The organism is Cupriavidus sp. 21MJTG02-4 (assembly GCF_057798975.1).
This window is the reverse complement of sequence record NZ_JBYOJP010000007.1, coordinates 268,596-280,836: the sequence shown is the minus strand read 5'-3', so window position 1 is coordinate 280,836 and position 12,241 is coordinate 268,596. Positions and strand designations below refer to the sequence as shown.

The window sequence follows — 12,241 nt, the reverse complement described above, 5'->3', positions numbered from 1 at the left end:
GGCGCGGGAAGCCGGTGTCACTTGCCGGCAGGATCGTCCTTTGGGTCCAGATAGTTGATGTCCAGCGGGCCGGTGCCGTGGATCTGCACGACCGTCTCGGTCTTGCTGAACGCGTAGTGATGGGCCTTTGCGGGCAGGTAGTGGAAGCCACCCGTTTTCAGGGCGTGGGCATGGCCCATGTCCATCTTGTCCCCGGCGCCCAGGTAGAGCGTCCCGGAGATCACCGTCAGGTTCTCGGCCTGGCTATGCCAGTGGGGCGGCACCTTGTATCCGGCCGGCGTCTTGAGCCGGACCACGAACGGGCCGTCCTTGCCCGGGTCGCCATAGAGCACGGCAAGCTTCGCGCCCTTGGGCAGCGAAGGCGGCGCCTCGCCCCATTTCACCGTGCCGGGATTGATCATCTCCATGCCGGCTGCGGCCGGCTCCTGGGCGCTGGCCAGCCCGGCCGCAAGCGATGACGCGAGCGCCGCTGCCGCCAGCCACGCAAGCTGCAACCGATGGTCCGAAGAATGCGCTTTCATGGTCTTCTCCTTCTTGCATTGGCACCCGCCACGCGCGGCATGGCAGCCGCATCGCCACCCCGGGCAGTGCCTGAGACCATCGTAGTGCAGAAGGACGATGCCGACGCAACCGGCAACAGTTCGGGCAGGCCCTGTCAGGCGGCCCGGTTCGGCGGATGCGAGTTGTTGCCGCCCGCCGGCGCATGCAGGCGCCGCCAGACCAGCCGCGGCAGGCGCACCAGGCAGCCCGCCGTCAGCCGCAGGTGCATCCAGGCCAGCAGCAGGTTGTCGCGCAGGTAGCGGAAATGGGAAACGCCGCCCGCGCTCCGGTCAAAGTAGCGCACCGGCGCGTCGAGGTTGACGGGCCGCACGCCGCGCCAGCACAGGCGCACGGCGACTTCCGGGTCGAAGTCGAAGCGGCGCATCCAGCGGCTTTCCCGCATCACGGCGCGCAGCGGCGCGATCGGGTAGACGCGGAAGCCGTACAGCGAGTCGCCGACGCCTGCCCACAGCGTCTCCATGTCCGCCCAGAGGTTGGACAGGCGGCGCCAGTACACACGTTCGACCGGCGCGCTTGCGTCGAATACCGGCCGGCCAAGCACCATCGCGTCGGGCTCGCGCATCGACACCGCCATGAACTCGCCGATCAGGTGCGCCGGGTGCTGGCCATCGGAGTCCATCACCAGCACATGGGTGAAGCCCTCCGCGGCGGCGGCCTCGATGCCGTGCATCACCGCGGCGCCCTTGCCCTGGTTTTCCGGCAAGACCAGCACGCGCAGGCTGGAATCGTTCCGGGCCTGCTCCTGCAACCACGCGACGCTGTCGTCGGTGCTGCCATCCACCACCACCCAGACCGGACACCAGGCCTCGCGCGCCGCGCGCAGCGTCTGCCGCAGCATGGCGCCCGGGTTGTAGCTCGGGATCAGGACCAGATGGGTGGGAGACGGCACGGCCATGATTGCGAGATATTCAGGCCATGCCGCCATTGACCGACAGCACCTGACCGGTCACGTAGGCGGCGGCATCGGAAGCGAGGTAGGCGACCATGCCTGCCACATCGTCCGGCGTGCCCGCGCGGCCGGCGGGTACCAGCTGGCGGATACGCTCGGCGGGGAACGCCAGCGCCGTCATGGGAGATTCGATCACGCCCGGCGCCACGGCATTGACCGTCACGCCGCGCGACGCCATCTCCATTGCCAGCGAACGTGTGGCGCCGATCAGGCCGGCCTTGGCCGCGGCATAGTTGGCTTGCCCGCGGTTGCCCATCACGCCCGCCACCGAGGCCATATTGATGATGCGGCCCCAGCGCGTGCGCATCATCGGCATCAGCAGCGGCTGGGTAACATGGAAAAAGCCATGCAGCGAGACATCGATCACGCGGCGCCACTGTTCGCGGCTCATGCCGAGCAACGGCGCATCGTCATGGATGCCGGCGTTGTTGACCAGGATCTGGACGGTTCCGTGGGCGAGGATGCCCTGCAACGCCGCCTCGGTGGCGTCGGCGTCGGTCACGTCGAAGGCAATGGCGGTGGCGGTACCGCCCGCGGCGCGGATGGTGGCCGCCACGGCTTCCGCCTGGTCCAGGTTGCGGTTGGCGTGCACCCAGACCTCATGTCCGGCGTTCGCCAGCGCCTGGCTGACGGCGCTGCCGATGGCACCGCTCGCGCCGGTGACCAGCGCCAGCCTGCGCATGACCTGCGGCGTGCCTTGCTGCGCCATGTGCTGCTCCCCTTTCTGGCGGATTTCCAGTTGCGCCGCGCTCAGCGCGCGCGGTTGGCCGCGACATAGTCGGCCAGGCTGCCCAGCGAAGCGAAGATCGTCTTGTTGTCCGGATTGTCCGAGCGCAATTCCACGCCGTACTTGCGGGACACCAGCAGCGCAATTTCGAGGATGTCGATGGAATCGAGGCCGAAGCCTTCGCCATACAGCGGCGTTTCGGCCGTGACTTCATCCAGTTTAAGGTCCGCGATATCGAGTTCGCCGATGATCAGGCTGGCGAGTTCCGTTTGGAGTTCGTTCATGTTTGTCAGGGTCTTCTTCCGCACCACAAGAAAGGCGCCGGAAGATGGCGGGGCGATGCTACCAAAGCGCGGCACATCGCACTACCTACGAGAAGTTTAGTAACAACATTGGAGCGACTTTGCTGAAACATCCCTGCGCCCGCCGGGTCTTTTAAGGTATAAAACGTTCGCCTCGCCGTCCGGGCGCGCCGGAAACTACCCGAAGTGCCGGTTCGGTGGCAGAAAAAGAGTATTTTGCACCACAATAACCCCTCAATGCCTTCGAGCCACCTTCCCCACCCCGCAGCAACGTCTTGCGACGCCACGCCGCTGACGCAGCGCGTCGGCTGGATTGCCGCGCCCGCGGGTTTCCTGGCCTATGAGTCGGCTCTTCATCACGCCGCGCACACGCCGGGCGCCGAAGTCGGGGCGCTGATGCTGGGCCTGGCGCCATTCGGGCTGATTGCCCTGGTCGCCGCGTGGCGTTGTGCCCGGCGCCTGCCCTGGCTGATCCTTCTGGCCGCTTGCGGCATCGCCCTGTGGGTCGCCCGCATGCCATTGGCCGCCCATTTCGGCTGGACTTACTTCCTGCAGCACGTTGGCGCGAACCTGGCGCTCGCCGCGATGTTCGGCCGTACGCTGCGCCGCGGCGGCACGCCACTGTGCACCGAGTTCGCGGCGGCCGTGCATGGGCCGCTGTCGCCCGACATGCGGCATTACACGAGGCGTGTCACGCAGGCCTGGACGCTGTTTTTCGCGCTGACTGCGGCCGTATCGCTGCTCCTGTTCGCCCTGGCGCCGATGCCCGCCTGGTCGACCTTCGCCAACCTCGGCACGCCCTTGCTGGTCGCGCTGATGTTCGTGGCCGAGGCCGCGTGCCGCCGCGCCTTGCTCCCGGCGGCGAAGCATACCGGCGTGCTCGATGCCGTGCGCGGCTACCGGGCCGTCATGGCCGAGCGCGCCAGCCGTGGCGGCGCGTCGCACTGAACGCGGGTTGCCCATGACCACGTTCCCAATGCTTTCGCACCCCTCACCGGACAGCGTCGTCGCCCGAACAGACGGGCAGGCCGTCTCGGCCAGCCGGTTCCTGGCAGACGTCAACGCGCTGGCCGCACGGTTGCCTGCCGGCCATCATGTCTTCAATGCGTGCGCCGACCGCTACCGCTTCGCGGTCGGCCTCTGCGCCGCGCTGCTGTGCGGCAAGGTCAGCCTGCTGCCGCCGTCGCAGACGCCGGACATGGTGCGACAGCTGGCGGCCTTCGCGCCTGACGTGTTCTGCCTGCATGACGACGCCGATTGCGATGTGGCGCTGCCCCGCTTCTTCTATGCCGCCGCGGACGACCGCACGCCATCTGCTACGCAACCGGCCATCCCCGAGATCCCCGGCGATCGCCTGATGGCCTACGTGTTCACGTCCGGCTCGACCGGCCAGCCCGTCGCGCACGCCAAGACCTGGGGCGCGATGGTACGCGGTGCCCGCGCCACGGCGCAGCGCCTCGGGCTGCTCGATGGCCGCGCCTGGACCTTGGTCGGTACGCTGCCGCCGCAGCACATGTTCGGTCTGGAAGCGACCGTCATGCTGGCGCTGCAAGGCGGCGCGGCACTGGCTTCGGCACGGGCCTTCTATCCGGCCGATATCCGCACCGCCCTGCATGCCGTGCCGCGGCCACGCGCGCTGGTGACCTCGCCGGTGCACCTGCGCGCGCTGCTGCAGGCAGCCGGCGATCTGCCGGCGGCGGACCTGGTGCTCTGCGCCACTGCGCCGCTGGGCCGTGCCCTGGCGCAACAGGCGCGGACCGGCCTGGCAGCACCTGTGCTGGAGATCTATGGCAGTACCGAGACCGGTGCGCTTGCCACGCGCGCGACGGCCGACACCGAGACCTGGACGCTGCTGCCGGGCATCACGCTGGACCACCGTCCCGAACCGTCCGCCGACACCGGTTCCGCAATCGTGACGTGGGCCGCGGGCGGCCACATCGACCAGCCCGTCGCGCTCGGCGATGCCATCGAACCGATCGACGCCACGCGTTTCCGGCTCCATGGCCGCAAGGCCGACATGATCAAGATCGCGGGCAAGCGCACCTCGCTTGCCTACCTGAACCAGCAGCTCACGAGCATCGAAGGCGTGCAGGACGGTACCTTCTTCCTGCCCGATGATGTCCACGAAGACGAGGCCGCCGGCCGCGTGGTGCGCCTGGTGGCGCTGGCCGTGGCCCCTGGCGTGGCGCCCGCAAGGATCCTGCAGGCGCTGCGCGGGCGCATCGATGCCGCCTTCCTGCCCCGCCCGCTTTGCCTGGTCGACCAGCTGCCGCGCAACGCCGCGGGCAAGCTGCCGCGCGAAGCGCTGGCGCCGCTGGTCGCGGCCCAGCTTGCGCAACGCCATGCACCGGGTTTTGTGATCGATGCCGGGCACCCGGCATTGGCCGGCCACTTCCCGGGCAACCCCGTGGTGCCCGGCGTCGTGCTGCTGGACCATGCCATCCTGCAGATCGGCGCGGCGGTGGGGCGCCCGGTGGCGGTCAGCCAGGTCGGCACGGTCAAGTTCCTCAGCCCGGTCCGGCCCGGTGAACGCGTCGAGGTCGATCACCAGTGGCAAGCCGAAGCGTCCGGCGCCAGCCCGGCCTCCCTCCGCTTTACACTGAGCGCGAGCGGGCGCGATGTGGCCAGCGGCACGCTGACCATGCAGGCCGCCCAGGGCCGACAGGAGGCATCGCCATGCTGACCTGGTTGCGCAAGGCACAGCCGCTGGACGCCAACTGGTCCAGCCGCGAGGAACGCAGCAACGTCACGCTGTTGCGCATCATGACGTGGATCTCGCTGGCGCTCGGCCGTCCGGTCGGACGCGTGGTGCTGCGGCTGATCGCGGCCTATTTCACGCTGTGCTCGCCGGCGGCGCGCCATGCATCGCGCGCCTACATGGACCGCGCGCTCGGCCGCAAGGCCGGCTGGATCGACGGCTTCCGCCACGTCTTCACGTTCGCGTCGACGATCCACGACCGCATCTACCTGCTCAACGGACGCTTCGACCTGTTCGACATCCGCCTGCACGGCGAGAAGCAGCTCGAAGAGACCATTGCGCGCGGCCAGGGCGCGTTCCTGCTCGGCGCGCACCTGGGCAGCTTCGAAGTGATCCGCGCGATGGGCCGCCAGCATCCGGACATGCGCGTCGCGATCACCATGTACGAAGAGAACGCCCACAAGCTCAACGACGTGCTGCAGTCGATCAACCCGGCCATGCGGCGCGACATGATCACGCTCGGCAAGGTCGACGCCATGCTCAAGGTGCGCGACTACCTCGACCGCGGCTACATGATCGGCATGCTGGCCGACCGCACGCTGTCGCAGCGCGCCACCGACCCGGTCCAGCAGTGCGATTTCCTCGGCGCACCGACGGGTTTCCCGACCGGGCCGCTGCGCATGGCGGCGATGCTGCGCCGGCCCGTGTTCTTTATCACGGGGCTGTATCGCGGCGGCAATCGCTATGATGTGCACTTCGTGCGGCTGGCCGATTTCTCGCAGGTTCCGCGCGGACGCCGCGAGGCCGAGTTACAGGGTGCGCTGCAGCGCTACGTCGCGCTGCTCGAACAGTTCTGCCGCAGCGCGCCCTATAACTGGTTCAACTTCTACGACTTCTGGCACGCCGGCCCCCCGCTGTCCGAGCAGCCGCCCCCCGGCAACGAGCCCTGACCCCATGCGCCGAATCCGCCTGATCCTGCCAGCCCTGGTGCTGGGTGTTGCGCTGTGGCCCGGCATGGCCATTCCGGCGTTCGCCGCTGACAGCGGCTCGGCAGCCTGGGGCGTCGACCAGCTCATGTCCGCGCTCGCGCAACGCAAGTCCGGCCGCGTGCTGTTCACCGAGAAGAAGTACCTGGCCATCCTGGAGCGCCCGGTGGAATCGAGCGGCGAACTCGTCTTCGTCGCGCCGGACCACCTGGAGAAGCGCACAGTCGCCCCCAAGCCTGAAAACCTGGTGCTCGATGGCGACATGATGACCGTGGAGCGCGGCGGCAAGCGTTTCACCATGCCGCTGCAGAACTACCCGGAAATCGCCGCCTTTATCGAAAGCATCCGCGGCACGCTGGCGGGCAACCGTTCCTCGCTGGAGCGTTACTACAAGCTTGGCGTGGAGGGCCGCGCGAATCGCTGGACGCTGACCCTGACGCCGGCGGATTCGCGCATGGCGGCCATCATCACCCAGGTACGCATCGAGGGCGCCCATGACGCGCTGGACAGCGTGGAAATCCGCCAGGCCGACGGCGACCGCTCGGTCATGAAGATCCGCCCCGCCACCAGGCCATGATGCCCGCGCCGCGCGGCGGGCCGCGTCCAACCGCCCTGCCGGCCGCGCGCCTGGCCGTGATCCTCTGGCTGGCGTGGCTGCTGGCCTGCGCCGCCGTCGTCACGCGCACCAGCTTTACCGCCGACCTGTCGGCTTTCCTGCCGCGCATGCCGAGCGCCGAACAGCAGTTGCTGGTCGACCAGTTGCGCGAAGGGCTGGTCTCGCGCCTGATCCTGGTTGGGGTGGAAGGCGGCGATGCCGACGGGCGCGCGGCCGTCTCGCGCACCATGGCCGCGCACCTGCGCAAGGATGCGCGCTTCTCCGCCATCAGCAACGGCGAGCCCGTCAACCAGGCGGCCGACCAGCGCTATCTCTACAACCACCGCTACCTGCTGAGCCCGACGGTCACGCCCGAACGGTTCTCGCAGCAGGGGCTCACGGCGGCCGTCGCGGACACCTTCGACCTGCTGGCCTCCCCTGCCGGGCTCTTCACCAAATCGCTGTTGCCGCGCGACCCCACGGGCGAGGTGATGTCGGTGATGTCGCAGCTCGACGCACAGCAGCGCGTGCCGATGCATGGCGGCGCCTGGGCCTCTCGCGATGGCAGGCGTGCCGTGCTGCTCGCGCAGACGGCCAGCGCGGGTTCCGATACCGATGGCCAGGCCAGGGCCATCGGCGCCATCCGCGAGGCCTTCGCCGACGCAGCCAAGGCGGCGCCTTACCGGCTCGTGATGACGGGGCCCGGCGTGTTCTCGGTCAAGGCGCGCGACACGATCCGGCACGACGTGGAACGGCTGTCTGCCATCGGCGTTGCGATCATCGTCACGCTGCTGCTGGTGGTGTACCGGTCGGTGCCGCTGCTCGTGCTCGGGCTGGTTCCGGTGCTGTCCGGCGCGCTGGCCGGCGTGGCGGCGGTCAGCCTCGGCTTTGGCGGCATGGTGCACGGGCTGACGCTCGGCTTCGGCACCACGCTGATCGGCGAGGCCGTGGACTACTCCATCTACCTGTTTGTCCAGTCGGCGCAGTACACGCGTGGCGGGCAGCGCGACAACCGCGCCTGGATTGCCGGCTTCTGGCCGACCGTGCGGCTCGGCGTGCTGACCTCGGTGTGCGGCTTTGCCTCGCTGCTGCTGTCGGGCTTTCCGGGGCTGGCGCAACTGGGCCTGTATTCGATATCTGGCCTGGCCACGGCCGCGCTGGTCACGCGCTTCGTGCTGCCGCACCTGGTTCCGGCCACCCTGCACCTGCGCGACGTCACGCCGCTCGGTACGCGCCTGGCCGCGCTGCTGGCCCGTGCCGGCCGGCTGCGCTGGCTGGTCGCGGTGATCGCCATCGCCGCCTGTGCCGTGCTGTGGGCTCGCCACGACACCTTGTGGGGGCGCGAACTGTCGGCGCTGAGCCCCGTGCCGGCGGCCGAACAGGCGCTCGACGCCTCGCTGCGCGCCGATCTCGGCGCGCCCGATGTGCGCTACCTGGTGGTGCTGTCCGGCCCTGACCAGGAATCCGTGCTGCAAGGCGCCGAGCGCGTGGCGCGGCAACTGGATCCGCTGGTCGCTTCCGGCGTCATCGGCGGCTATGAGAGCCCCGCGCGCTACCTGCCCAGCGCCGCCACGCAGCGCGCGCGCCAGGCCAGCCTGCCGCCGCCTGACGAACTGGCGCGGCGCCTGAATGCGGCGGTCGCGCAGCAACCGGTGCGCCGGGAGCTGTTCGCCCCGTTCCTGGCCGAGGCCGGCCAGGCCCGCACCGCTGCGCCGTTGCGGCGCGAAGACCTGAAAGGCACCTCGATGGCGCTGGCCATCGATGCCCTGCTCACGCGGCATGGCGACCAGTGGAATGCCACCCTGCCCCTGCGCGCGCCAGCGTCGGCCAAAGCCACCGACGTGCTGGACAGCCAGCCGATACGCGCGGCATTGGACCGCGCCGGCGTCAGCCATGCGCTCTTTGTCGACCTCAAGCGCGAATCGGACCAGCTCTACGGCGGCTACATGCGAGAGGCGCTGCACCTGTCGCTGGGTGGCGTGCTCGCCATCCTGGTGCTGCTGTCGGTAGCGCTGCGTTCGCCCAGGCGCGTGCTGGCGACCGTACTGCCGCTTGCCGCCGCGGCCCTGGCTGTCATGGGCGGGCTGGCTGCGCTGGGCCAACCGCTCAACCTGCTGCACCTGGTGGGTCTGCTGCTGCTCGTGGCGGTGGGATCGAACTACGCGCTGTTCTTCAATGGCGCGGCCAGTACGGGGCCGACGACGGCCATTTCGGCGCATACACTGGTATCGCTGCTGCTGGCAAACCTGACCACCGTAGCCGCCTTCGGGTTGCTGGCCTGGTCGGACCTGCCACTGCTGAAGGCATTCGGGCTGACCGTCGGGCCCGGGGCGGTACTGGCGCTGTGCTTCTCGGCCATCCTGGCGCGCGCGCCGGCGAACCGCCGCCGCGCCAGGGCCGGACAACCACAAGACGTTTGAGATGAATCCTGCAACCCACCCGCCTGTCCCGGCACACAATCAGCGGCCAGTCCCCACGCGCCAATGGAGGCCGGGCATGCTGCTGTACGGCGCAGGCCTGGTGCATGTGGGGGCCGCGGCCGCGGTGCTGGCCGATCCTTCCACGCTGGGATGGGCCGCGGCCGGTGTCGGCGCCACACATGCCACGCTGGCGGCGGTGGGACTGTGGCCGCGCAGCACCTGGCTGGGTCCAAACGTGCTGCGCCTGCCGCGCACGGCGGGCCGCAGCGTCGCCCTGACCTTTGACGACGGCCCGCATCCGGAAATGACGCCACGCGTGCTCGACCTGCTCGACGTCCACGGGGCGCACGCCACTTTCTTCTGCGTCGGCGAACGCGCGGCACGCTATCCGGGAATGGTGCGCGAAATCGTGCGCAGGGGTCACACGGTGGAAAACCACAGCATGCATCACCGGCTCGATTTCTCGCTGTTCGGGCCATGGCGCATGCGGCGGGAGATCCGCGAGGCGCAGCAACTGCTGGCCGATATCACCGGACAAGCGCCGCGCTTCTTCCGTGCCCCTGCCGGCCTGCGCAACCCGCTACTGGAACCGCTGCTGTGCGCCGAAGGCCTGCGGCTTGCCGCGTGGACCCGTCGCGGCTTTGACACACGCAACGGCGACCGCGCGGCCAGCGTCGCCCGGCTACTCACGCGCAACCTGGGCGCCGGCGATGTGCTGCTGCTGCACGATGGCAACAGCGGCGTCGACGCTTCCGGCAGGCCGCACTGCACGACGGTTCTGCCAGGACTGCTAGCGGCCATTGCCAACGCCGGCCTGCAGTGCGTGACACTGCCCGCCGGCATGGCAGCGGAGGCACCGCGCACGGCTTGATACAATCCATTCACCCCCGCGCACCCACACCACGGACCCAGTGTCGCCGCTCCATCTCTCGCATTTCACTGCCACCAGCTGCATCGGCACCGGGCTTGACGACACGCTGAGCGCCCTGCGCGAACAGCGCGGCGGCCTGGCGCCCTGCCGGTTCGCAGACGTCCGCCTCGATACCTGGATCGGAGAAGTCCCGGGCGTAGAGGCTGTCACCCTTCCCCCTGCGCTGGCGGACTTTGAATGCCGCAACAATCGCCTCGCGTTGCTCGCGCTGGAACAGGACGGTTTCGCCGACCGTGTCAGGGAAGCCGTGGCGCGGTATGGCGCGGACCGTATCGGGGTGTTCCTCGGCACCAGTACGGCCGGCGTGCTGCAGACCGAGCTGGCCTACCGCCAGCGCGACCCGCAGACCGGCGCACTGCCCGCTGGGTTCAGCTATGCCGGCACCCACAGCCCGTATTCGCTGCCCGGCTTCGTGCGCGCGTATTTCGGGCTGAAAGGCCCGGCCGCCGCGGTGTCGTCGGCATGCTCGTCGGGGGCGAAGGTGTTTGCCTCGGCACGCCGCCTGATGGAAGCGGGACTGATCGACGCGGCCGTGGTCGGCGGCGTGGACTCGCTGTGCCACACCACGCTGTATGGATTCGATTCGCTGGAACTGCTGTCGGACCAGCCGTGCCGGCCGTCCGACGCCGACCGCAACGGCATCTCGATCGGCGAAGCCGCGGCATTCGTGCTGGTCGAGCGCGCGCCGGAATCGGAACAGGCACCGGAAGGCGCCGTCCTGCTGCTTGGCATCGGTGAATCGAGCGACGCCCACCACATGTCCGCGCCGCATCCCGAGGGGCTGGGCGCGCGCATGGCCATGGCGCAGGCGCTGGCCAGTGCCGGCGTCGCACCGGCACAGGTCGACTACGTCAACCTGCACGGCACCGCCACGCGTGCCAATGACGCCGCCGAGGCGCGCGCGCTCAACGCGCTGTTGCCGGGTACGCCGTGCAGTTCTACCAAAGGCGCCACCGGACATACGCTCGGCGCCGCGGGCGCACTCGAAGCGGTGATTTGTGCGCTGGCGCTGCGCCATGGGCTGCTGCCGGGGGGCATCAACACCACGCAGGTGGATCCGGCGCTGGCGCTCGACTACCGCCTCGCCAGCCGCGAACAGCCGCTGCGGCATGTGCTGAGCAACGCGTTCGGTTTTGGCGGCTCCAACTGCAGCCTGCTGCTCGGGCGCGCAACCGGCGGGCAATGACCATGGGCGCACCACTTCTCGCCTTTATCGAGGGCATCGGCGTGCTGGGCCCGGGGCTCGGCAACTGGGCACAGGCCGGCGATGTGCTCGCCGTCCGCGAGCCCTACCGGCCCGCGCCGACCGAACTGGCGCCGCCGGACATCCTGCCGCCGGCCGAGCGCCGCCGCAGTGGTACCGCCGTCAGGCTGGCGCTTGGCATCGGGCAACAGGCCGTGGACGCTGGCGGCATGGATGCTGCGGACCTGCCCACGGTGATCACGTCGTCGAGCGCGGACGGCCATAACTTCCACGCGATCTGCGAAGCGCTGGCGCAGCCCGAGCCGCTGATGTCGCCCACGCGCTTCCACAACTCGGTCCACAACGTCGCGGCCGGGTACTGGTCAATTGCCACGCGCGCCATGCGCCCGGCCAATGTGCTGAGCGCGCTGGATGCCAGCTTCGCCGCCGGCCTGCTGGAAGCGGCCGCCCAGGTGTCGGCCGACCAGGAGCCGTGCCTGCTGATCGCCTACGACTCCGATTACCCGGAACCGCTGCGCACGCTGCGGCCCATTGCCGCGCCGTTCGGCGTGGCGCTGCTGTTGTCGCCGCGCGCGTCGGAACGATCGCTGGCACGGATTGAAGTGGGATTGGCGCACGCCCCCGTGACGCCGATGGACGATGCCGCGCTGGAGAACCTGCGCCGCTCGATACCGACTGCGCGCGCGCTGCCGTTGCTGAGCGCTGTCGCCCTGCAGTCCGCGTGCACGGTCGTGATCGATTATCTGGAAGACCTGCAGCTGCAAGTCGCCGTGCAACCACCGGCGCGGCCTGGAACTGGCGGATAACGTGCCAACGCCGCACACGCCGCTGGACCACGCCTGGATCGCGGCCCGAATCCCTCATCAGG

General features: G+C 69.5%; 12 protein-coding genes. 8 read left to right on the top strand and 4 right to left on the bottom strand.

Annotation, left to right across the window (positions count from 1 at the left end):
* Positions 1 to 17: 17 nt before the first annotated feature.
* The 4 genes from AC3FKH_RS16875 to AC3FKH_RS16860 form a co-directional block, all read right to left on the bottom strand.
* Positions 18 to 521 carry a cupin domain-containing protein gene (locus AC3FKH_RS16875; protein ID WP_483711835.1) on the bottom strand — a complete coding sequence of 168 codons (504 nt, stop codon included), beginning with the start codon at positions 519 to 521 and terminating at the stop codon, positions 18 to 20.
* A 134-nt stretch (positions 522 to 655) separates the two neighbouring features.
* Positions 656 to 1,456: a glycosyltransferase family 2 protein gene (locus AC3FKH_RS16870; RefSeq protein ID WP_488677060.1), complete on the bottom strand. Its 801-nt coding sequence runs from the start codon at positions 1,454 to 1,456 to the stop codon at positions 656 to 658.
* 13 nt (positions 1,457 to 1,469) lie between these two features.
* Entirely contained in the window at positions 1,470 to 2,219 is a 750-nt protein-coding gene (gene fabG, locus AC3FKH_RS16865) for a 3-oxoacyl-ACP reductase FabG (protein ID WP_488677004.1), read from the bottom strand.
* Between the two features lie 41 nt (positions 2,220 to 2,260).
* The gene (locus AC3FKH_RS16860) at positions 2,261 to 2,521 is read right to left on the bottom strand and encodes a phosphopantetheine-binding protein (protein WP_488677003.1); all 261 of its coding nucleotides are present in this window, start codon (positions 2,519 to 2,521) and stop codon (positions 2,261 to 2,263) included.
* A gap of 255 nt (positions 2,522 to 2,776) precedes the next feature.
* Between AC3FKH_RS16860 and AC3FKH_RS16855 the strand changes: the two genes are divergently transcribed.
* From AC3FKH_RS16855 to AC3FKH_RS16820, 8 genes are read left to right on the top strand one after another with little or no spacing between them, the layout of a single operon-like run.
* Positions 2,777 to 3,487 (top strand): COG4648 family protein, encoded by a 711-nt coding sequence (locus AC3FKH_RS16855; RefSeq protein ID WP_488677002.1) that lies wholly within the window; start codon positions 2,777 to 2,779, stop codon positions 3,485 to 3,487.
* 13 nt (positions 3,488 to 3,500) lie between these two features.
* Positions 3,501 to 5,222 (top strand): AMP-binding protein, encoded by a 1,722-nt coding sequence (locus AC3FKH_RS16850; RefSeq protein WP_488677001.1) that lies wholly within the window; start codon positions 3,501 to 3,503, stop codon positions 5,220 to 5,222.
* Positions 5,216 to 6,187: a lysophospholipid acyltransferase family protein gene (locus AC3FKH_RS16845; protein ID WP_488677000.1), complete on the top strand. Its 972-nt coding sequence runs from the start codon at positions 5,216 to 5,218 to the stop codon at positions 6,185 to 6,187. Before AC3FKH_RS16850 ends, AC3FKH_RS16845 begins: the two co-directional genes overlap by 7 nt.
* Positions 6,188 to 6,191: 4 nt before the next feature.
* Complete coding sequence (locus tag AC3FKH_RS16840) at positions 6,192 to 6,800, top strand: LolA-related protein (protein ID WP_488676999.1); 609 nt, start codon at positions 6,192 to 6,194, stop codon at positions 6,798 to 6,800.
* On the top strand, positions 6,797 to 9,238 hold the full coding sequence (locus AC3FKH_RS16835; RefSeq protein ID WP_488676998.1) for an MMPL family transporter: 2,442 nt from the start codon (positions 6,797 to 6,799) through the stop codon (positions 9,236 to 9,238). Before AC3FKH_RS16840 ends, AC3FKH_RS16835 begins: the two co-directional genes overlap by 4 nt.
* Position 9,239: 1 nt before the next feature.
* Positions 9,240 to 10,109: a polysaccharide deacetylase family protein gene (locus AC3FKH_RS16830; protein ID WP_488676997.1), complete on the top strand. Its 870-nt coding sequence runs from the start codon at positions 9,240 to 9,242 to the stop codon at positions 10,107 to 10,109.
* Positions 10,110 to 10,149: 40 nt separating this feature from the next.
* On the top strand, positions 10,150 to 11,355 hold the full coding sequence (locus tag AC3FKH_RS16825) for a beta-ketoacyl-[acyl-carrier-protein] synthase family protein (RefSeq protein ID WP_488676996.1): 1,206 nt from the start codon (positions 10,150 to 10,152) through the stop codon (positions 11,353 to 11,355).
* Complete coding sequence (locus AC3FKH_RS16820; protein WP_488676995.1) at positions 11,352 to 12,179, top strand: beta-ketoacyl synthase chain length factor; 828 nt, start codon at positions 11,352 to 11,354, stop codon at positions 12,177 to 12,179. The genes AC3FKH_RS16825 and AC3FKH_RS16820 overlap by 4 nt, the downstream gene beginning before the upstream one ends.
* Positions 12,180 to 12,241: the final 62 nt, after the last annotated feature.